Annotated in this window: 21 protein-coding genes; 9 read left to right on the top strand and 12 right to left on the bottom strand. The window is 73.7% G+C overall.

Features of this window, described 5'->3' with window-relative positions; translation table 11 throughout:
- The 4 genes from BLS43_RS25775 to BLS43_RS25760 form a co-directional block, all read right to left on the bottom strand.
- Positions 1-276 (bottom strand): helix-turn-helix domain-containing protein (locus BLS43_RS25775; RefSeq protein ID WP_218130008.1); only part of this gene is annotated, 276 nt, incomplete at its 3' end.
- Between the two features lie 181 nt (positions 277-457).
- Positions 458-1,390, bottom strand: coding sequence for an NADP-dependent oxidoreductase (locus tag BLS43_RS25770; RefSeq protein WP_093089283.1), 933 nt, complete (start codon positions 1,388-1,390; stop codon positions 458-460).
- Positions 1,391-1,533: 143 nt separating this feature from the next.
- The gene (locus tag BLS43_RS25765) at positions 1,534-1,929 is read right to left on the bottom strand and encodes a DUF1232 domain-containing protein (protein WP_176921542.1); all 396 of its coding nucleotides are present in this window, start codon (positions 1,927-1,929) and stop codon (positions 1,534-1,536) included.
- Between the two features lie 7 nt (positions 1,930-1,936).
- A complete protein-coding gene (locus BLS43_RS25760; RefSeq protein ID WP_093089282.1) occupies positions 1,937-2,122 on the bottom strand; it encodes a hypothetical protein in 186 nt (61 codons plus the stop codon).
- 174 nt (positions 2,123-2,296) lie between these two features.
- Here BLS43_RS25760 and BLS43_RS25755 point away from each other — a divergent pair, with 174 nt between their 5' ends.
- Positions 2,297-3,100 (top strand): PadR family transcriptional regulator, encoded by an 804-nt coding sequence (locus BLS43_RS25755; RefSeq protein ID WP_093089281.1) that lies wholly within the window; start codon positions 2,297-2,299, stop codon positions 3,098-3,100.
- Between the two features lie 55 nt (positions 3,101-3,155).
- On the opposite strand, the gene BLS43_RS25750 is transcribed toward BLS43_RS25755, so the two are convergent.
- The 7 genes from BLS43_RS25750 to BLS43_RS25725 form a co-directional block, all read right to left on the bottom strand.
- A complete protein-coding gene (locus BLS43_RS25750) occupies positions 3,156-3,545 on the bottom strand; it encodes an SCO5389 family protein (RefSeq protein WP_093089280.1) in 390 nt (129 codons plus the stop codon).
- Between the two features lie 12 nt (positions 3,546-3,557).
- Entirely contained in the window at positions 3,558-4,082 is a 525-nt protein-coding gene (locus BLS43_RS32180; protein WP_425438572.1) for an ATP-binding protein, read from the bottom strand.
- The gene (locus tag BLS43_RS32175) at positions 4,022-4,516 is read right to left on the bottom strand and encodes a nucleotide-binding protein (RefSeq protein ID WP_425438571.1); all 495 of its coding nucleotides are present in this window, start codon (positions 4,514-4,516) and stop codon (positions 4,022-4,024) included. Before BLS43_RS32175 ends, BLS43_RS32180 begins: the two co-directional genes overlap by 61 nt.
- 148 nt (positions 4,517-4,664) lie before the next feature.
- The gene (locus BLS43_RS25740; protein ID WP_245707816.1) at positions 4,665-5,654 is read right to left on the bottom strand and encodes an iron-siderophore ABC transporter substrate-binding protein; all 990 of its coding nucleotides are present in this window, start codon (positions 5,652-5,654) and stop codon (positions 4,665-4,667) included.
- 7 nt (positions 5,655-5,661) lie between these two features.
- A complete protein-coding gene (locus BLS43_RS25735) occupies positions 5,662-6,540 on the bottom strand; it encodes an ABC transporter ATP-binding protein (protein WP_093089278.1) in 879 nt (292 codons plus the stop codon).
- Between the two features lie 23 nt (positions 6,541-6,563).
- Positions 6,564-7,619 carry a FecCD family ABC transporter permease gene (locus BLS43_RS25730; RefSeq protein WP_093089277.1) on the bottom strand — a complete coding sequence of 352 codons (1,056 nt, stop codon included), beginning with the start codon at positions 7,617-7,619 and terminating at the stop codon, positions 6,564-6,566.
- The gene (locus BLS43_RS25725; protein WP_093089276.1) at positions 7,616-8,662 is read right to left on the bottom strand and encodes a FecCD family ABC transporter permease; all 1,047 of its coding nucleotides are present in this window, start codon (positions 8,660-8,662) and stop codon (positions 7,616-7,618) included. Before BLS43_RS25725 ends, BLS43_RS25730 begins: the two co-directional genes overlap by 4 nt.
- A 167-nt stretch (positions 8,663-8,829) precedes the next feature.
- Here BLS43_RS25725 and BLS43_RS25720 point away from each other — a divergent pair, with 167 nt between their 5' ends.
- Both BLS43_RS25720 and BLS43_RS25715 read left to right on the top strand, forming a co-directional pair.
- Entirely contained in the window at positions 8,830-9,759 is a 930-nt protein-coding gene (locus BLS43_RS25720; protein WP_093089275.1) for a proteasome assembly chaperone family protein, read from the top strand.
- 110 nt (positions 9,760-9,869) lie between these two features.
- A complete protein-coding gene (locus BLS43_RS25715; RefSeq protein WP_093089274.1) occupies positions 9,870-10,589 on the top strand; it encodes a PP2C family protein-serine/threonine phosphatase in 720 nt (239 codons plus the stop codon).
- 4 nt (positions 10,590-10,593) lie between these two features.
- Here the strand turns inward: BLS43_RS25715 and BLS43_RS25710 are convergent, their stop codons facing one another.
- Complete coding sequence (locus BLS43_RS25710; RefSeq protein WP_093089273.1) at positions 10,594-12,888, bottom strand: transketolase-like TK C-terminal-containing protein; 2,295 nt, start codon at positions 12,886-12,888, stop codon at positions 10,594-10,596.
- Positions 12,889-13,019: 131 nt separating this feature from the next.
- On the opposite strand from BLS43_RS25710, the gene BLS43_RS25705 reads away from it, so the two are divergent.
- From BLS43_RS25705 to BLS43_RS25680, 6 genes are all read left to right on the top strand, one after another.
- Complete coding sequence (locus BLS43_RS25705) at positions 13,020-13,469, top strand: Lrp/AsnC family transcriptional regulator (protein ID WP_093089272.1); 450 nt, start codon at positions 13,020-13,022, stop codon at positions 13,467-13,469.
- 84 nt (positions 13,470-13,553) lie between these two features.
- Positions 13,554-14,117 (top strand): LemA family protein, encoded by a 564-nt coding sequence (locus tag BLS43_RS25700; protein ID WP_093089302.1) that lies wholly within the window; start codon positions 13,554-13,556, stop codon positions 14,115-14,117.
- Positions 14,114-15,505, top strand: coding sequence for a DUF2207 family protein (locus tag BLS43_RS25695; protein ID WP_093089271.1), 1,392 nt, complete (start codon positions 14,114-14,116; stop codon positions 15,503-15,505). Before BLS43_RS25700 ends, BLS43_RS25695 begins: the two co-directional genes overlap by 4 nt.
- 99 nt (positions 15,506-15,604) lie before the next feature.
- Complete coding sequence (locus tag BLS43_RS25690) at positions 15,605-16,918, top strand: serine hydrolase domain-containing protein (protein WP_093089270.1); 1,314 nt, start codon at positions 15,605-15,607, stop codon at positions 16,916-16,918.
- A gap of 201 nt (positions 16,919-17,119) precedes the next feature.
- Positions 17,120-18,868: a BCCT family transporter gene (locus BLS43_RS25685; RefSeq protein ID WP_093089269.1), complete on the top strand. Its 1,749-nt coding sequence runs from the start codon at positions 17,120-17,122 to the stop codon at positions 18,866-18,868.
- A 95-nt stretch (positions 18,869-18,963) separates the two neighbouring features.
- A complete protein-coding gene (locus BLS43_RS25680) occupies positions 18,964-20,628 on the top strand; it encodes a hypothetical protein (RefSeq protein WP_093089268.1) in 1,665 nt (554 codons plus the stop codon).
- Positions 20,629-20,630 lie beyond the last annotated feature (2 nt).

Below are 20,630 nucleotides of genomic sequence, written 5' to 3'. Positions count from 1 at the left end.
GACGGCTTCGACCTGATCGTCAGTGATCTTCCGCGGCGCGCCCGGGCGCGGCTCGTCGAGCAGGCCGTCCAGGCCGACCTTCGCGAACCGGGCCCGCCATTTCCCGACCGTCACCGCGTGACAGCCCAGCCTGGCCGCGATCGCCTTGTTCGACTCGCCCTCGGCCGCGGCCAGCACGATCCGGCTGCGCAGCGCCAGGGCCTGCGATGACTTCGCCCGCCGAGCCCAACGGTTCAACGTCTCCCGCTCCTCGTCGGACAGGTTCAGCTCGGCCACCGGCCGCCCCTGCTTGTTCGGCACGACCGACAGCCTATCGATATTCAGCGAACTTCAGACGCAGGACACTAGGACGTGACTCCCACTCCGGCGCCGCCGGGCCCGGTGATCCACGTCGCCGCCGGCGTGGGCGCCGGTAGCGACGGTGGCGGATCGGGAGACACGCCCTGGGCCTTCGCCCTCAGACGGTGAGGACGATCTTCCCGGTCGTGCCGCCCGCCTCCCCGTAGCGGTGGGCGTCGGCGGCCTGGGCGAGCGGGAAGGTGCGGTCGACGAGGATCCGCAGCAGCCCCCGCGCGTGCAGGTCGAGCAGCTCGGACAGCCCGCCGCCGCCCGCGGCGCGGACGTAGGCCCCGGACGCCCGCACACCGCGCGCCTCGGCGGCCTCCAGGGCGGCCGCGGCGTGGATCGTGGGCAGACAGATCAGCAGCCCGCCGGGGGCGACGAGATCGAGCGAACGCACCGTCGTCTCGCCGCCGACGAGGTCGTACACCAGGTCGACGGGCTCGAGGACCTTCTCGAAGGCCTCGCTGCGGTAGTCCACCACCTCGTCGCAGCCCAGCTCGCGCAGCAGCGGCAGCTTGGGTCCCGACGCCGTGCCGATCACGTGTGCGCCCCGCGCCTTCGCGATCTGCACCGCCAGGTGGCCCACTCCCCCGGCCGCGGCGTGCACGAGCACCCGCTGCCCCTCCCGCAGCTCGCCGACGTCGATCAGCGACTGCCAGGCCGTCATGCCCGCGAGCGGCAGCGCGGCCGCCTCGACCACGGACAGGCCCTCGGGTCGGGGGCGCAGCTGCGCCTCGGGCACGCAGACGTACTCGGCGTACGCGCCCTCCGGCGACGGGAACTCGGCCATGCCGAGCACGGGGTCCCCGACGGCGAGGACACCGCCCGCGGTGTCCACCACGCCCGCCACGTCCCAGCCCACGGTGAAGGGCCTGCCCTCGAACGATGCGTAAGGACCCAGCCCCGACCGCGTCTTCCAGTCGATCGGATTGACCCCCGCCGCCTCCACCCGGACCCGGACCTCGCCCGGCCCCGGCTCGGGGAGGGGCACCTCCCGCAGCTGGAGGACCTCGGGGCCGCCGGCCTCGGTGCAGACGATCGCGCGCATCCCCGCACCCTACGTGGGGTGGTGGGCCGGACACCCGGGTCAGCGCCGGGCGCGGTCGCTCAGGGGGCTCCGCCAGACCGGTGGGCCGTGGAGCACAGCCGCCCGCGCCGTCCCCGGAGACGCCGGGTGCGACCGGAACGGGGTCAGGCCCCGGCGAGCTCGCCGTCGACCACGGTGGGCCGTCCCTGGGACTCCCAGTTCAGGAACCGCTCGGTCTCGACCAGCAGGGCGCCGCCGAGCCAGAGGGCGACGACACCGTCGTCCAGCAGTCCGAAGACGGAGAACAGGGCCTCGGGGACGAGGTCCACGGGCGAGAGGAGGTAGGCGACCGCGAGCACGAGCAGGCCGATGCGGCCCTTCGTGAGGATCGAGTAGCGGCCGGTCAGCGCCCCACCGAGCATGCGCGGCAGGGCGCGGGCGCGGTCCGCCAGGCTCGGGGTGCCGGGCTTGGCCCCCTGCCAGAGCACGCGCGCCAGTGCGAGGAAGGCCGCCCGCTGCCGGAGTCCGCGCGGGCTCTGAGACGTCCCAGTGGTGGTCACGTCCGGTTCAACGCGAGATGCCGGAATCCCGTTCCCCCGTGCGAGGCCCGTCACCCGAGAGCTTCGACCACACGACGACGCCGCCGAACACCACGGCACCCACGACCAGCGCCCAGGCCACGAACTCGAACACCGCGCCTGCCAGGGAGAACGCCAGGATCACGAGCAGCACCGCCGCCACCAGCCGCAGCACACGACCTCCCCGGGTCCCGATCCGTCGGACGCGGTCATCTTCTCATGAATCGGGCGAAACAGACCACAAGGACACGTGTGGGTGACTTGGGGGTTGCATCGCCGATAGGTAGCGATATATCGTGATGGCACGAGCTACCGACCGAGGAGGCTCACGACGAAAGCGAGACCCACCATGTCTGCCGACAACCCCACCTGGGACACCCCCTTCGGCCGCTTCGGCGGCTTCGGCCCCGGCGCCTTCGGGCCCGGCTTCGGACCCGGCTTCGGTCCGCGCGGTCAGCGCGGGCGCGGTCGCCGCGGCGGCCCGCACCGACGTCCCCCCTTCGGCCCCTTCGCCGAGGGTGCACCGGACGTCGAGGTGAACGTGAACATCGACGCCGAGGACGCGGCCGACCGCCTGCGTCGTCGGCGCGGCGGCCCGCGGTTCGGCCCCGGCTTCGGACCCGGCGGCCCGTTCGGGCCCGGCTTCGGACCCGGCGGCTTCGGCCCCCGCGGCTTCGGCCCGGGTCGACGCGGCCCCGGCGGGCGCGGGCGGCGCGGCCGCGGCGACGTCCGACTGGCCGTCCTGGCCCTGGTCTCCGAGCAGCCGCGACACGGCTACGAGATCATCCAGGAGATCGCCGAGCGCTCCGGCGGGCGCTGGAAGCCGAGCCCCGGCTCGGTCTACCCCACGCTGTCGCAGCTCGAGGACGAGGGCCTGGTCCGCGTCGAGCAGACCGACGGCAGGCGCGTCGTCCACCTCACCGAGGCGGGCACCGCGTACGTCGGGGAGAACCGCGAGGAGATCGACAAGGTCTGGACCGCGTTCGACGGCGAGGAGGAGGACGGCCCGGACGCCGCCCTCTGGCAGCAGCTCGCGCAGCTGCACGCCGCCGCCGCGCAGGTGACGGCCACGGGCACCCCTGAGCAGATCAGCACGGCGACCGAGGCGCTGACCGAAGCCCGCAAGACCATCTACCGCCTGCTCGCCGAGTAGACGACGAACGGCGCGTTCGCTCAGTAGATGTGAGCGAACGCGCCGTTCACCGCGGTCAGCAGTCGCGGAGCTCCGGGGACTGGTTGAGGAGCTGCCCGCGGATGCCGATGAACTCCCGGTAGATCTCCGAGTCCACCTGCGCCGAGGAGAAGGCGGCGACGCGGTGGCAGTTCTGGAAGGCCAGCGTCACGCCGAAGTGCCGCTCGAGGGCGCCGCGGATGCTGGTGCTGGCCAGCGCCCGGAGCAGCTGCCCGCGCTCCCGCTCGCTCGGCGGCGGGACCTCGTGCTCGCCGAACGGCTTGTCGCCCGTGTTGTCCGCGGCGGCCGCCGAGACGACCTCCCACGCGTAGGGCAGCGAGTCGCGGACCACGGCCAGGAACTGCTCGTCGGTCACCTCGCGGCGCTCGGCGGCCTCGAGGACGGCGGTGGGGACGTCGAGAGACATTCTTCAGACCTTTCAGGCGGGGACGAACGTGGGGTGGACCTGGGCGGCGAGGTCGACTCCGGTCGCCTTGTCGCCCCAGGACTTCGCGTTGCGCAGGTGGAACTCGACGGTGCCGCGGTGGTAGGCGACCCAGTCGCGGGTGCGGCCGTCGAGGTCGGCCAGGATCCGGGCGAGCACGGTCCGGTTGGCGGGCTCCAGGTCCTCGACGGGCTGGACGGTGCCGCGCTCGGCGGCCCGCACCCACGCGGACTGCCCCAGGCAGCCGATGAGCGCGTCCCCCACCTCGTCCCGCAGGTAGGCGACGTCGGAGTCGTCGGTGACCTTGTTGCCCAGCACCCGCAGCGCCACGCCGTGCTCCGCGGCGTAGTCGGCGTACTGGCGGAACACCCCCACCCCGCGCCGGGTCGGCTCGCAGACCAGCACGGTGAGGTCGAACCGCGTGAACAGGCCGGACGCGAAGGCGTCCGCCCCCGCGGTCATGTCGACCGCGACGTACTCCCCCGGGCCGTCGAGCAGGTGGTTGAGGTACAGCTCCACCGCGCCGGGCGAGACCGTGGAGAAGCGGTCTTGGAGTGGTAGCAGGAGACCCCGATGTCGGACTCGTCGAACGCGCCGGTGACGAGGTAGCGCACCCCGCCCGCGACGGCCGAGTAGCGCCGCAGCAGCTCGCCGGACGGGTCGAGGGACAGCATCCGCGATCCCGGCCCCGGCGGCGTCGTCTTGATCATGGTGTCCGCGGACGGCAGCAGCGGGTTCTCCCCGCGCACGTGGTCCTTGAGCCAGGTCAGGTCGCCGCCCAGCGCCCGCGGCGGCGGCGCGGCGGGGTCCGCGCCGAGCGCGACGCCGAGATGCTGGTTGATGTCCGCGTCGACGGCGAGCACCGGCCGCCCGAGGCCCGCTGTGTACCTGCTGAACAGGGCCGCCGTCGTGGTCTTGCCACTGCCGCCCTTGCCGACGAACGCGATCCGCACCGCACCGCCCCTTCTCTCAGTTGGAGAGGATAACGGTAACGATGTTCACTAACGGGTGATCACCCCGGGTCCGTCGACGGCGAACGGCGCCTCCGCTCACGAGGAGAGCGAACGCGCCGTTCACCGGGGAGCAGGCGGCGGTGTGGGGTCAGGTGGCGGTGTGCTGCGCGATCAGCGGGACCGCGTGGTCGATCGCGTACTTCGTGCCCAGGGTGGAGCCCGAGGAGAAGGCGTTGGCCAGCACCGGGTCGTCGATGATCAGCAGGTGACCGGCCTGGGCGACCGGGAGCTGGTTGAGCACCGGGTCGGCCTTCAGGGCGCTCGCGTCACCGCCGATCGGGAAGATCACCGTGGTGTCCGCGGAGAGCTGCTCGATGTTCTCCCGCGCGACCTGCACGTAGAAGCTCGATCCGTCCGACAGCGCCTGGATCTCCGGCTTGTTCACGAACCCGAGCGACTTCATGAAGTCGACCCGGGAGTCGCCGTCGACGTAGGCGCCGTAGGAGTCGCTGAAGAACGAGCCGACGCCCACCGTCTTGCCCGCGAAGTTCGGGTGCGCGGTCCGCGCCGCCGCGAACGCCGCGTCCGTCTCGGCGATGAGGGCGTCACCCTGCTCCTTCCTGCCCAGCGCGGCGGAGACCTGCTGCATCTGCTGCTGCCAGGTCGTCCCGTACTGGATGGTCGTGCCCGCGGGCGCCGAGACCGTCGGGGCGATCTTGCTCAGCTCGTCGAACTTCTCCTTCGAGTTGTCCGAGCGGGTGTTCAGGATCAGGTCGGGGTTCAGCGCCGAGATCTGCTCGTAGTTCAGCTCGAGCGTCGGCAGGATCGTCGGCGACGTGGTGGACAGCGACTCCGCCCACGGTCCGACTCCCTTGCCGCCGAAGGCCAGCCAGTCGCTGACGGCGATCGGCTGCACGCCCAGGGCCAGCGCGGACTCGGCGTCCGACCAGCCGAGCGCGACCACGCGCTGCGGGTTCGCGGGGACCTCGACCGCACCGAACAGGGTGTCGACCGAGGTGGTCGCGGCGGCACCGCTCGGCGGTGTCGACGAGTCCTGGACCTGGCCGCACGCGGCCACGGTCAGGCCGACGGCCGCGGCGACGGCCGCCAGCGCCAGCCGACGCAAAGGGTTGTTCACGACGTGCTCACTCCGGTTTCGTGGTGTGGTGCCGCCCGATCGGCACGATGAGGGGGGTGTCGGAGACGGGGTCGATCAGGACGTCGCACCGCATCCCGAAGACCGAGGACACGACCTCGGCGGTGAGGATCTCCTTCGGGCTGCCCTCGGCGACGATGTCGCCCGCCTTCATGCAGACCAGGTGGTCGGCGTAGCGGCAGGCGAGGTTGAGGTCGTGCAGCACGATCGCGATGGTCGTGCCGGAGCGGCGGTTGAGGTCGGTCAGCAGGTCCAGCAGCTCCACCTGGTTGGCCAGGTCCAGGAACGTGGTGGGCTCGTCGAGCAGCAGCAGGTCCGTGCGCTGCGCGAGGACCATGGCGATCCACACCCGCTGCCGCTGCCCGCCGGACAGGCTCCCCACCGCCCGGGTGGCCAGCTCCGCGGTGTGGGTGACGGCCAACGCCTGGGCGACGGCCTCGTCGTCCTCGGCGTTCCACTTCCGGAACCAGCCCTGGTGCGGGTAGCGGCCACGGCCGACGAGGTCGGTCACCGTGATGCCGTCCGGCGCGACGGGGTGCTGGGGCAGGATCCCCAGGATCGTCGCGACCTCCCGGTTCGGGATCGTCGAGATGTCCTCGCCGTCGAGCAGCACCCGGCCGCCGCTGGGGTCGAGCAGCCGGGCCAGGCCGCGCAGCGTCGTGGACTTGCCGCAGCCGTTCGGCCCGATGATCATCGTGACCTTGCCGGGCGGCAGCTCCAGGTCGATGCCGTGGACGATCTCCTGCTTGTCGTAGGAGAGCCGCAGCCCCTCCGCGGCGAGGGTGTGCCGGGTCGGGGTGTGTCCGTCGGACGACTCGAGCGCGGCGAGCGCCTCCACGGCGTCGGTCGCCTCCACAGCGTCGGTCATGGTCTCCTGCGCTCTCGACGAGGTCATCCGCCCTGGCCCCCGGAGTTGGTGCGGGCGAGCTGCCACAACAGATAGGGCGCGCCGACGGCGCCGGTCAGCACGCCGACCGGCAGGTTCGGCAGGAACGGCGTGTGCTGGGCGAGGAAGTCGGCGACCAGCACGATCAGGGCCCCGACCAGCGCCGACGGCAGCAGCGCGGGGCCGCCGTCCCGCGCCAGCCCGCGGCCGATGGGCCCGGCCAGCAGGGCCACGAACGCGATCGGGCCGGTGGCCGCGGTGGCCACGCCCGCGAGCGCGACCGCGGCGACGATCAGGCCCAGCCGGACCCCGTCGACCGGGACGCCCAGGCCGCGGGCGGTGTCGTCACCCAGGCCGAGGACGCCCAGCACCCGGCCGAGGACCATCGTCACCGGGACGAGCACGACGAGCGAGAGCAGCAGCGGCACGACCTGGTTCCAGTTGCGCCCCGACAGGCTGCCGGAGATCCAGAGCAGGGCGTCCTGGGCGTTGGTGACCTGCGCGCTCGTCATGAAGTAGCTGACGACGGACAGCAGCAGCGCCGACAGCCCGATGCCGACCAGGATCAGCCGGTAGCCGGACACGCCGTTGCGCCAGGCGATCGCGTACATCAGGGCCGCGGTGCCCAGCGCGCCCGCGAGGGCGAACCCGGAGATCGCGAGGCCGGTCAGCCCGAGCCCGACGATGCCCAGCACGGCGGCCGCGCTCGCGCCGGTGGAGATGCCGATGACGTCCGGGCTGGCGAGCGGGTTGCGCAGCAGGTTCTGGAAGACGGCGCCGGAGAGTCCGAACGCGAGGCCGACGAGGGTGGCGGCGAGCGCCCGCGGCAGCCGCAGCTCCAGGACGACGTAGTTCGTGTTCCGGCTGCCCTGTCCCGCGAGGGTGGACAGGACGTCCGGCAGCGAGATGACCGCGGCGCCCACCATCAGCGACAGCGCGAACACCGCGAGGACGCCGACACCCAGGCCGCCCGCCACCGAGAGCCGCCGGACCCGGCCCCGCGCGCGGGTCTGCGCGAGCGTCCCCACGTCGAAGGCCGCGGCGTCCACCGCGGCGCTCACAGCTGGGCCACCTTCCGGCCGCGGACCAGCGCGATGAAGATCGGCGCGCCGATGGCGGCGGTCAGGATGCCGACCTGCACCTCGCCGGGGCGGGCGATGATCCGCCCGAGCACGTCGGCGCCGAGCACCAGGATGGGCGCCAGCAGCAGCGAGTAGGGCAGCAGCCGGCGGTTGTCCGGGCCGGTGATCATCCGGGCGACATGGGGCACGGCGAGCCCCACGAACGCGATCGGGCCGACGGCCGCGGTGGCCGCGCCGCAGAGCAGCACCACCGCCACGCCGGAGACCACCCGGGCGCGGGCGACGTTCTGGCCCAGCGCCTTGGCCAGGTCGTCCCCCAGGGTCAGGGTGTTGAGCAGCCCGCCGGAGCACAACGCGATCAGGATGCCCACGCTCAGGAACGGCAGCACCGACACCACGACGTCCCACTGGCGGCCCGCGAGCGAGCCCACCTGCCAGAAGCGGAACTGCTCGAAGGCGTCCGTGCTGGTCAGCAGCACGCCGGTGGTCAGCGAGACGAACGCCGCGTTGGCCGCGGCCCCGGCCAGCGCGAGCTTGATCGGCGTGGCGCCCTCGCGGCCCAGCGCCGAGACGCCGTAGACCAGGACGGACGCGAGGGCGGCGCCGAGGAAGCCGAACCAGACGTAGCCGGTGAGCGCGGTCAGCGAGAAGAAGTTGATCCCGACGACGATGAACAGCGCGGCGCCCGCGTTGACCCCGAGGATGCCGGGATCGGCCAGCGGGTTGCGCGCCAGCGCCTGCATGATGCAGCCCGCGAGGCCGAGGGCGGCCCCGGCCAGCAGCCCGATCACCGTGCGCGGGGCCCGCTCGACGCGCACGAACAGGTGGTCGTTGTTCGTGGGGTCGAAGTGCAGGAAGGCGTCGAGCACCGTGGAGATCGGGATCTCCTTGGCGCCCACCATCACGCTGGCCACGGCCACCGCGACCAGAACGACGGCGGCGACGACCAGGCCGAGCATCCGGACCGGGGCCGGCGTGCGGGCCGGCCGCGCCCCCGGCGGGGGGTCCAGAAGTCCGGTCATCGTCTCCCTGTTCCGAAGTGAGGCGGGGCTAACCTAAGCCACGGATCGGTGAACGGGCAATGATCGAGACGAACCCGAGATCGCGCAGACGGGGATGGTGTGGGCGCGCCGAGTGGTTGCAGGGGAGGATGAGCGCCACACGGGCGTGTCCGAGGAGGTAGGAACAGGTGCTGGATCCGGCTGAGCTGTACCGCGTCGAGGAGGGCGTGTCCGCCGACCCCGACGGGTCGGTGCTGCTGGTGGTGCTCGACGGCTTCGTCGACGCCGGCAACGCCGGTCGGCTCGCGGTCGAGGCGCTGCGCGAGGGCCGGGACGCCCGCACGCTCGTCTCCTTCGACACCGACCAGCTCGTCGACTACCGGTCCCGGCGGCCCCCGCTGACCTTCGACACCGACCACTGGGCGGCCTACGAGCCCCCCGTGCTCGACGTCGTGGCCCTGACCGACTCCGCCGAGTCGCAGTTCCTGCTGCTCGCGGGCCCGGAGCCGGACACGCAGTGGGAGCGGTTCATCGCGGCGGTCGGCCAGCTCGTCGAGCGGCTGAACGTGCGGCTGGTGGTCACGTTGCAGGGCATCCCGATGGCGGTGCCGCACACCCGGCCGATCGGCGTGACCGCGCACGCCACCCGCAAGGAGCTGATCGAGGGCCACGAACCGTGGTTCGCCGAGGCGCAGGTCCCGGGCAGCGCCTCGGGGCTGCTGGAGTACCGGCTGGGTGAGGCGGGCAAGGACGTCGTCGGGTTCGCGGTGCACGTGCCGCACTACCTGGCGCGCGCCGAGTACCCGCACGCCGCCCGCACGCTGCTGGACCACACCGCCGTCGCGACCGGGTTGTACCTGCCGACCGAGGGCCTCACCACGGCCGCGGAGCGCACGGACGCCGAGATCGCCGAGCAGGTGGCCGGGTCGGCCGAGGTCGCCGAGGTCGTCCGGGCGTTGGAGAAGCAGTACGACTCCGTCGCGGCCGGGCGGGCCGCGGGCGGGCTCGGCACCGGTGACCTGCCCAGCGCGGACGAGCTGGCGGCCGAGGTGGAGCGGTTCCTCGCCGACCAGGAGGACGACAAGAACGGCGGCCCCGGGTTCGGGGAGGAACGCTAAGCCGGACCACAGCACGTCCTCAGGAACGCGGCGGACCCTGGACGTCGGGCGCGGGGACGGTCGGCACCCCTCACCGGTCGGCTCCGCGCCCACACCACCGGGGAGGCGCCATGACCACCGAGCAGCTCGAGCGTCCCGTCGAGCGGACCCTGCCGGGCGGCCCGCCCGTCGCGAGACGGGGTCTCGCGGGTTCGGCGTCGGTCCGGGGGCTGCGCCGGTTCGCCGCGGACGCCACCGCGGTGGGCGGGCCGGGCGTGGCGGCGGTCGCCGACGGGATCGGGGACTCCCCCGCCGCGGCGCGCGCCGCCCGGATCGCCGCGGACACCGCGGCCGCGGTCGCCGGGCGAGCGGGTTCCCTGGACGCGGTCCTCGCCGCCCGGGACGCGGTGCGCGCCGACCCGGAGGCGGCGGACTCGGTCCTGGTGGTCACCGCGGGCACCCCGGACGGCGGCTGGACCGTCTCCTGGGTCGGCGACTGCCGCGCCTACCTCGTCCGGGCGCGCGAGACGGTGCTGCTCACCCACGACCACACCGTCGCCCAGGCCTTCCACGACGCGGGGCTGCTGCCGGTGAACCCGTCCTGGGAGCACCTGGTCACCACCACGGTGGCCCGCGCGGACGCCGAGACGACCGGCCACGTCCCCGGCCCCGCCGCGGGCACGCTGGTCCTGGTCAGCGACGGCGTCCACCGCAGCCTCGCGCCCGAGACGATCGGTTACCTGGTCCGGCGGGCCGCCACCCCCGCGGCGGCGGCGCGCGACCTGGTCGACAGCGCCCTGCTCGGGGGCAGCACGGACAACTGCACCGCGACGGTCCTCGCCACCCCCTGACCCCTCACAGGAGGTCGAGGGCGGCGGCGACCACGGAGTCCGCGTCGATGCCGTGGTGGCGGTACACGGCGTCCAGGTCGCCGGACTGGCCGAACCGGGTCACCCCGAGGTGCCGCGCGCGGACCGCGTTGATCCCGGCCAGGAACGCCAGCGTGTGCGGGTGCCCGTCGAGCAGGGTGACCAGCGGCGCGGCGCGGCGCTCGGGGAACACGGCGTCCAGGATCCAGGTGTCGGCGCTGCCGTGACCCGCCCGCGCCTGGACGGCGTCGAACAGCAGCCCCGGCGAGGTCACCACCACGACGTCGACCGGGGTGCCCAGCGACTCCAGCCGCTCGGCCGCGGCCAACGCCTCGGGGACCATGGCGCCCATCACGGCGATCACGGCCTTGGGGGCCTCGCTCGTGTGCAGCGGGTACGCGCCCGCCACGACCTGCCTGCGGCGCCGCTCCCGCGCGGCCGGGTCGGTCGGGACGGCGGCCAGGGACTGGTCGACCGGCCGGGTCGAGAGCCGCAGGTAGGCCGACGTGCCGTCCGGCCTGCCGAGCCGGGCGAGCGAGGCCAGCAGGGTCCACTCGACGTCGATCGCGAAGGCGGGCTCGTAGGTGGTGCAGCCCGGCTGCTCCAGGCCGACCGAGGGGGTGGTGATCGACTGGTGCGCCCCGCCCTCGGGCGCCAGCGACACCCCGGACGGCGTGCCGACCAGGATCGACTGGCCGCCCGCGTAGATCCCGAACGACCACGGCTCCAGCGCGCGCTCGACGAACGGGTCGTAGAGCACCCCGATCGGCAGCAACGGCTGTCCCCAGCGGCTCCAGGTGGCGCCGAGCTCGCCGAGCGCACCGACGAGGTTGCCCTCGGCGATGCCCAGCTCGATGTGCTGGCCGGTGGGCTTCTCCCGCCAGTGCAGGATCGTCTCCGGGTCGTCGTCGAACCAGTCGCGGCGCTCGGCCGGGGACCAGACGCCCACCTTGTTGACCCAGCCGCCGAGGTTCGTGCTCGACGAGACGTCCGGGCAGAGGGTGACCACCCGCCGGGCCGCCTCGGGGGCCTCCCGGGTCAGGTCGAGCAGGGCGCGCCCCAACGCGGCCTGCGTGGTGGCCCTACCCGACGGCGTGCGGCCGATGTCGGTGGGCAGCGCGGGCGGCGGGGTCGCCTGCACGGGGTCCCGGTGCAGCCGCGCGGCGGTCTCGGCGCACCACCGTCCGGCCGCGGTGTCCGGCTCGAACCGCCGCCACGGATCCTCGACCGCCATGCCCGAGCGCTGCGCGAGCTCCCCGAACTGGTCGGCCGACAGCAGCGACGAGTGGTTCTGCGGGTGCCCCTCGCTGGCCAACCCGAACCCCTTGACGGTGTAGGCGAAGATCACCGTGGGGCGGGTGTCGTCGATCTCCGCGAAGGCCTGCCCGACCGCGGTGAGGTCGTGCCCGCCGAGGTTGCGGACCGCCGCGCGCAGCGTGTCGTCGTCCAGAGTGGCGACGAGCGCGGCCAGGGCCGGGGTGTCCGGCAGCCGCTCCCGCTGCTGGTCGGGGGTGCAGCGCAGCAGCCGCTGGTACTCGGGGTTGGGCATGTCGTCGATGCGGCGGCGCAGATCGGCGCCGCCGGGGCGGGTGAACAGCTCCTCGAGCAGCGCCCCGTACTTCACGGTGAGCACCTGCCACCCCGCCGCGGCGAACATGCCCTGCAGCCGCGGCGCACCGATGTTGGGCACCACCCGGTCCAGGCTCTGCCGGTTCAGGTCGACCATCCACACGACCTCGCCGAGCTCGGCGACCATGGGGTCGAGGATGGCCTCCCAGACCGCGCCCTCGTCGAGCTCCGCGTCTCCGACCAGCGAGTACTGCCGCCCGACGCCCGCCTGCTCGCCCAGGGTCGCCACGTACCGGCGGGCCAGCGCACCCCAGATCGGGGCGGTGGCGCCGATGCCCACCGAGCCCGTCGAGTAGTCGACGAGGTCCGGGTCCTTCGAGCGCGACGGGTAGGACTGCAGGCCGCCGAAGGCCCGCAGCGTCGTCAGGTAGGACTCGTCCAGCTCGCCCAGCAGGTAGTTGATGGCGTGCAGCACCGGCGAGGCGTGCGGCTTGACCGAGACCCGGTCGCCGGGGCGCAGGTGCTCGAACCACAGCGCCGTCATCAGGGTGGTCATCGACGCGCTCGACGCCTGGTGCCCACCCACCTTCAGCCCCGTCGGGTTGGGGCGCACCCGGTTCGCGTGGTCGATGATCGCCGTCGAGAGCCAGCGCACCCGCTGCTCGATCTCCCCCAGCACCGTGAGGCGGTCCGTCTCGGCGGGGGCGGTCATCGCGTACTCCTTCGTCGCTGGGCAGATGTGCCGTCTAGGGCACCATCAGATCCAGCCCTGCACAAGTCAGGACCGCTGCGGCGTGCAGAATGCACGGGGAACCCGATCCCCGGCCGAGGAGCGCGAGCAGGATGACCGTGGACGACGTCGACGCCCGGCTGCTGCGGGCGCTGGTCGCGAACCCGCGCGGCACGACCCTGGCGCTCGCGCAGGCGGCCGGGCTGTCCCGCAACACCGTCGCGGCCCGGCTCGCGCGCCTGGAGGAAAGCGGGGTGCTGCGCAGCGAGGAACGCCGGATCGACCCGGCCGCCCTGGGCTACCCGTTGTCCGCCTTCGTGACCGTCGTCGTGGTGCAGCGGCTGCTGGACCGGGTGGCGGAGGCCCTCGCCGCGGTCCCGGAGGTGATCGAGGTGCTCGGCATCTCCGGGCAGGGCGACCTGCAGGTGCAGGTCGTGGCCCGGGACGCGGACGACCTCTACCGGATCGCGGGCCTGCTGCTGGCGATCGACGGTGTGGAGCGCACCACCACGAGCCTGGTCATGCGGCGGCTGGTCGAGCATCGCGTCACCCCACTACTCTGACCGGGTGGCGTCGGGGGCGCCGGTGTCAGTGATCGACCCGCTCGTTGCTCCTGCCTCGGAGTCCCCTTCGCCCCCGGAGTGCTGATGTCCGCGCTGATCGTCGTGCTCGTCATCGTCGTCGTCCTCATCCTGCTCGCCGTGCTGCTGGTCGGCATGTACAACCGGCTCGTCACCTCGCGCAACGCGGTCGACAACGCCTGGGCGCAGATCGACGTCCAGCTGCGCCGCAGGCACGAGCTGATCCCCAACCTGGTGGAGACGGTGAAGGGGTACGCCGCCCACGAGCGGCAGACCCTCGACGCCGTGACCGCCGCCCGTTCCGCCGCCGTCTCCGCGACCGGCCCGGCCGCCCAGGCCGCCGCCGAGAACCGGCTCACCGGGGCGCTGCGCAGTCTGTTCGCGGTCGCCGAGGCCTACCCGCAGCTGCAGGCCGGGCGGAACTTCGCCGACCTGCAGGCCGAGCTCTCCGACACCGAGAACCGCATCGCCTACGCGCGGCAGTACTACAACGACGCCGTGCTCGGCTACAACAACGCCGTCCAGACGGTGCCGACGGCCCTCGTCGCGGGGGTCACCGGGTTCCGGGTCCGCGAGTACTTCACCGCCCCCGACGAGGAGCGCGGTCCGGTCGCCGTGCGGTTCTCGTGACGGTCCTGACCCTGGTCGGGGCCGCGGTCGCCGTCGGCGCGTGGTTCCTGCTGCTCGGCGTCGTCCTCGCCGCCACACGGGGACCCGCGGTCCGGCCGGGCCCGGCGACCGCGGCACTCGGACCGCAGTCCCCCGCCGTCGTCGACCTGCTGACCGGTGGCTGGGTGCTGTCGGACGAGGCGGCCTCGGCGACGCTGCTCGACCTCGCCGCCCGGCGGGTGGTCACGATCGAGGAGATCGGGCCCGAGCTGGCCCTGGTCCGGCTCGGCCGCCGGGACCCGGCGCGGGGCGAGCCGGACCTCGCGCCCTACGAGCAGCTGGTCCTCGACCACGTCCGCACCCTCGCCACCGCGGACGGCGTGGTCGCCACCGGGGCGCTCGCGGAGGGGGCCCGCAGTCTCGGGCCCTGGTGGCGGGCGTTCGGGAAGGCGGTGATCGCCGAGGCGCGCGCGGCGGGTCTGTCCCGGCCGCGGTGGAGCCGCGCGCAGCGCCTGCTGCTGCTCGGCGCGGGGGCGGTCCCCATGGCGGCGGTGGGGTTCGCCGCCGCGGCCGCCCGCTCCGGGTCCGACGGCCCGCTCGGCCCGTTCGCCGGCGGGGCGGTGCTCACGTTCGCCCTGCTCTCCGCCCTGGTCACGCGGCTCGACCGGGAGTGCGGCACCGACGCGGGCGGAGCGGCCGCCTCCCGCTGGCTCGGCGTGCGCGAGCACCTCGCGGGCGCCCGGTTCGCGGAGGCGCCCGCCGCCGCGGTGACGATCTGGGGTCGCCCGCTCGCCTACGCGGCGGCGCTCGGGGTCGCGGGGCGGGCCGTCGCGGGGCTGCCGGTCGCCATCCCGGCGGACGACTCCCGCGCCTGGTCCGACCGGGGCGGGATGTGGCACGTGGTCCGGGTCGACTACCGCGGGCCCGGCCCGTGGGGGCGGTTCTTCTGGGGGCGCGCACCCCTGCACCTGCTCGGCAGGCTCGCGATCGCGGCGATCCCGTCGTGGGGTGTCGCGTTCCTCATCGGAATCCTGCTCCGCGCGTTCCTGGACGTCCCGGTGCCGCCCGAGCTGGTGGGGCTGCTCGGCGCGCTGCTGGTCGTGGGTGTGCCGCTGGTGGGGCTGCTGCTCGACGTGGGCGGACGCGGGGTGGTCGAGGGGCAGGTCGTGCGGCTGCGGCGCCGGGTCCGCTCGCAGAACGAGAACCGCACGACCTACGACCACTACGTCGCGCTCGACGACGGACGCTCCCGCACCGTCCGCGCCTTCGGCACGACCGCCGAGCGCTGGGAGCAGCTGACGGAGGGCGACGAGATCCGGGCGACGGTCTCCCGCCGTGTCGGCTGGGTCCACGCGGCCGAGATCCTCACCCCGTCCCGCTACCGCACCGGCGCCCCACGAACGCCCTGACCGCCCCACTCCGGTCGAGCACCGCGTCACCCCACCCCGTGAGTGGCGATCGTCGCCATGGCGACGATCGCCACTCACGAGGGGTCGTAGGCTCCGATCATGGCGCTGCTCCCCTCCACGGAACGTGTCCTGCTCGCCCGGACGGCGCGGGCCCAGCGGGACGGGCGGTGTCCCTCGGTCGTGGCCGGGGTGGTCCGCGGCGGCGGCCTCGCCTGGTCCGCCGGGCGCGGGGCGGTCGAGGACCCCGCCGACGACGTCCAGTACCGGCTCGGGTCGATCTCCAAGACCGTCTGCGCGATCACCGTGCTGCGGCTGCGGGACGAGGGGCTCCTCGACCTCTCCGACACCCTGGAGCAGCACCTGCCGGGCACGTCCGTCGGCGACCGGACGCTGACCCAGCTGTTGTCCCACACCGGCGGTGTCACCAGCGAGAGCCCGGGCGAATGGTGGGAGCGGACCCCCGGCGCCGAGCTCCCGCTGTCCGCGGCGGACCGCGTCCTGCCCGCCGGGCGCCGCTTCCACTACTCCAACCTGGGCTTCGGGCTGCTCGGTGAGCTGGTCGGGCGGGCCCGCGGCCGCACCTGGGACGAGGTCGCCCGGGACGAGGTGCTGCACCCCCTGGGGATGCACCGCACCACCCCACGGCCGAGCGGCCGCGCCGCGCAGGGCTACGCGGTGCACCCCTGGTCCGACGAGCTGCTGGTCGAGCCCGAGCACCACGCGGGCGCCATGGCCGCCGCGGGGCAGCTGTGGGCCACCGCGGCGGACCTCGGCAGGCTCGGCGCCTTCCTGCTCGGCGACGGCGGCGGTGTCCTCGACCCGGCGACGATCGAGGAGATGACCGTCCCGGCCGGTGTGGACGTCTCCGGTCCGAACTGGACGTCGTACGGGCTGGGGGTGCAGGTCCAGCGGGTCGACGGGCACACGCTCGTCGGGCACGGGGGCTCGATGCCGGGGTTCCTGGCCGGGCTGTGGGCGGACCGCGAGGACGGCATCGCCGCGCTCGCGCTGGCCAACGTCACATCCGGGCTCGACGGCGGCCTGCCCGCCGGGCTGCTCGCCGACCTGCGGACGCACGAACCGACCGTCGTCGCGCCGTGGCGGCCCGCCCCGTCCCCGGTCCCGGTCGCGCTGCTCGGCCCCTGGTTCTGGGGTCCGTCGCCCTACGTCCTGCGCGCCGTCCCCGGCGGCCTCCTGCACCTCGGGGGGCTCGGGCGGCCGGGCCGCAGCTCGCGCTTCCGGCCCGGGCCCGACGGCACCTGGATCGGCCTCGAGGGCTACTTCGCGGGCGAGACGCTGCGCGTCGAGGGGGACTCGCTGAACCTGGCGACGTTCGTGTTCACCCGCACGCCCTACGACCCGCAAGCACCCGTCCCCGGCCACGTCGATCCGCGCGGGTGGCACGCGCCGTGACGTTCACGTAACGATCCCGGCCCCGCTCATCCGGCTGGCCGAGTCCATTCACGCTGGTACGCACTCTGCGCAACCTATCGCGCACCGCGAAACGGAATCGGGCGCAGCGGTTGACGTGCGCCCTCTCCGGGCTGATGGTGACGGCTCACGTTCCGCTTCGAGACCTGTGAGGGGGACCCCGCGCCACGCGGGAGGCCACGGATGACACTGAAGGAACCCACCACCGGCGGCTCCGGGACCGACCCCGAGGAACCGCCCGCCCCCGAGGCCGTCACCGAGGGTGCGGGCGCCGCGGACCGGCGGCAGTCGACCGACAAGGTGGTGTTCGGCGTGGCCGCGGCGCTCGTCGTCGCGTTCATCGTCTGGGGCATCGTCGGCACCGAGAGCCTGTCGGCGGTCGCGAGCGCGGTCCTGGGCGGCATCATGTCCGCGGGCGGCTGGTTCTTCATCCTGACCGCCTCCGCCTTCGTCGTGTTCGCGATCTACCTGGCCGCGAGCCGCTACGGCAAGATCCCGCTCGGGCGAGACGACGAGGCTCCGGAGTTCCGGACGTCCTCCTGGGTCGCGATGATGTTCTCCGCGGGCATGGGCATCGGCCTGATGTTCTACGGCGTCGCCGAGCCGCTCGCCTTCTTCACCTCCCCGCCGCCGGGTTCCGGCGCCGTCGCGGGCAGCCCGCAGGCGCTCGACGCGGCGATGGCGACCACGCTGTTCCACTGGACGCTGCACCCGTGGTCGATCTACGCCGTCGTCGGGTTGGCGATCGCCTACGGCACCTTCCGCAAGGGCCGCAGCCAGCTGATCTCCGCGGCGTTCGCGCCGCTGCTCGGCACCCGCCGCACGCAGGGCGGGCTCGGCAAGGCGATCGACATCTTCGCCATCTTCGCCACCCTGTTCGGCTCCGCGGCCTCGCTCGGCCTGGGCGCGCTGCAGATCGGCGGCGGGCTCGAGGCGGGCGGCTGGATGGACAACCCGGGCACCGGGCTGCTCGTCGCGATCATCGTGGTGCTGACCATCTGCTTCATCGCCTCGGCGGTGTCCGGCGTGGCCAAGGGCATCCAGCTGCTGAGCAACGTCAACATGGTGCTCGCGGCCGTCCTCGCGTTCTTCGTGTTCGTCGTCGGCCCGACCGTGCTGATCCTCAACCTGCTGCCCGGCGCCGTCGGCCACTACCTCGCCGACCTGGCGTCGATGGCCGCCCGCACCGGCGCCGACGGCCCCGAGACGGCCGAGTGGCTGCAGAGCTGGACGGTCTTCTACTGGGCCTGGTGGATCTCCTGGACGCCGTTCGTCGGCATGTTCATCGCGCGCATCTCCCGCGGCCGGACGATCAAGCAGTTCATCACCGGCGTCATCCTGATCCCGAGCATCGTCTCGCTCATCTGGTTCGCGATCTTCGGCGGCGCGGCGATCTCCGCGCAGCAGGAGGGCAACGACCTGGCGTCGGCGAGCACCGAGGGACAGCTCTTCGGGCTGCTGCAGTCCTACCCGCTGGGCAGCATCCTCGCCGTGATCGCGATGCTGCTGGTGGCGATCTTCTTCGTCTCCGGTGCCGACGCGGCCTCGGTGGTGATGGGCACGATCTCGCAGAAGGGCTCCATCGAGCCCAGCCGCGGCATCGTGATCTTCTGGGGCGCGGTGATGGGCGCCATCGCGGCGGTGATGCTGCTGGTCGGCGGGTCGGACGCGCTGTCCGGCATCCAGAACATCACGATCATCATGGCGCTGCCGTTCGTGATCGTGATGGTGCTGCTGTGCGTGTCGCTCTACAAGGACCTGCGCAGCGACCCGCTCATCCGCAAGGAGGACCGGGCGCAGGAGGCCGTCGAGCAGGCCGTGGACTACGGGCTCAAGGAGCACGACGGCGAGTTCATCCTCAACGTCAAGCCGCTCGTCCAGGCGGACGACACGGCGAAGGGCACCGTCCTGCCGGGCGAGCCCAAGCAGTGACCTGACCGACCGAGCCGACCTACCGCATCACCTCCACACGCGGGCGCCCACCCCCTCGAGGGTGGGCGCCCGCGGTGCTGAGAAAGTGGTCCGCGATGCGTCTCGTGTTCGCCCCCGGTGACGACCAGGGATACGCCGGAGCCCGGGACCGGCTGGTGGATGCGTTCCTCGTCTGGGCGCGCCGCAGGCGGGTCTCCGCCGACGTCTTCCTGGTCGCCGCCGCCCTCGACTACAAGTACGCGCTGGACCGCAGGCTCGGCCGCTGGACCCGCGCGCACATCGCCGACGCCCTCGGCATGTGGTTCCCCCGCCACGTCACGGTGCTCGACGCCGACGAGGTCCCCGAGGCGTTCCACGCCCTGATCGACTTCCTCGCCGACCACGACGGGCTGGACCCGCGCTCGTCCTCGCGCGCGGAGCTGCACGCGCAGGTCCGCGACTCGACCCCCGCCCTGCTCGACGGCATCGCCGACGAGCGCAACTACGACCTCGGCAAGTTCTGGGGCGTGCAGCTGCGCCGCCACGGCGTCGACCCGGCCGACCCCCGCGGTGTGCAGCGGTTCCTGGACCGCGCCCGCTCGGGCGAGGTGGACATCGACCGCGCCGCCCTCGCCGAGATCACCCGCCGCGAGGAGCAGGCCCCGCGCAGGCAGACCCCCGCCCCCGAGCTCCCCCCGGTCCTGCTGCCCACCGCCGCGGAGATGGTCGAGGCCGCGCGGTCGAGCGTCGCGCTGGAGCAGCTGCGGGCGCTCACCCGCTGGGTGCGGGCCGGCCGCAGGCTGACCCGGGACGGACGGCTGCACCTGGCCGACGCGCTGGCCCTCGCCGACGTCCTCGGGCTGGACCAGCTCTACCGGGACTCCGCCCGCACCGCGACCGACCTGCCCGAGACCTCGCTGATGCTGCACTGGGCCAAGGCCGCCCGGCTGGTGCGCCCGGTGCAGGGCAGGCTGCTGCCGGTCAAGAGCGCCGCGAAGGACCTCCATCGGCCGATCGAGCTGTGGCGGCGGGTGTTCGGCTCGGTCGGGCGGATCGGCGACCACCTCGGGGGCACGGATGTGTTCGGCGCCCCGTCGCTGTTCGGCATGTCCCTCGCCGACGCGTTCCCGATCCTCTGGCTCGAGCTCTACGCCGCGGGCGGCGGGCCGATCCCCGTCGAGCTGTTCCACCGGCTCGTCCGCGAGGCCGTGAACGACTCGTGCGGCTGCGTGGTCGACGACCTGGCGGGGGACGCCGAGGGACGGCTCTGGCGCCGGGACGTCACCGCCCTGCTCGACGCGCTGGAGCTGCTCGGCGCCGTCGAGCTCGGCGAGCTGCTCGACGCCGACGAGCTCGACGGGCTCGTCGAGCTGGCCGGGCGCGAGGACCCGGACCCGACGGTGGTCTCGCTGACCCCGATGGGGCTCTGGGCGGTGCACGAGACCCTGATCGACCAGGGCCTGCACGCACCGCTGCCCGGTGAGCTGGCGGACGAGGACATCGAGTACGTCTGCGTGCGGATGGCGGACGTGCGCTCGGCCGTCGCCGAGGCCGAGCTCGACGCCTGGGTCGCCGCCCGCAGCATGTCGGCCGCCGCGGACGAGCTCTCCCGCTTCCTCGCCCGGACGGACGACCCGGTGCACCGCGACCTCGCCCTGCACGCCCTGGCCCGCACCGGCGCGACCGGCCTCGCCGCGGCCAAGCGCCTGCGCAGGGGGGACGACGGGACCGCCTCCGACCAGCCGCGGGTCGAGACCGACGACGAGCTCCGGCTCGGCTGACT

Source organism: Pseudonocardia oroxyli, assembly GCF_900102195.1.
GTDB classification, from domain to species: Bacteria; Actinomycetota; Actinomycetes; order Mycobacteriales; family Pseudonocardiaceae; genus Pseudonocardia; species Pseudonocardia oroxyli.
Note: the sequence above shows the minus strand (reverse complement) of the source record. Positions and strands in the feature narration are given on the sequence as shown.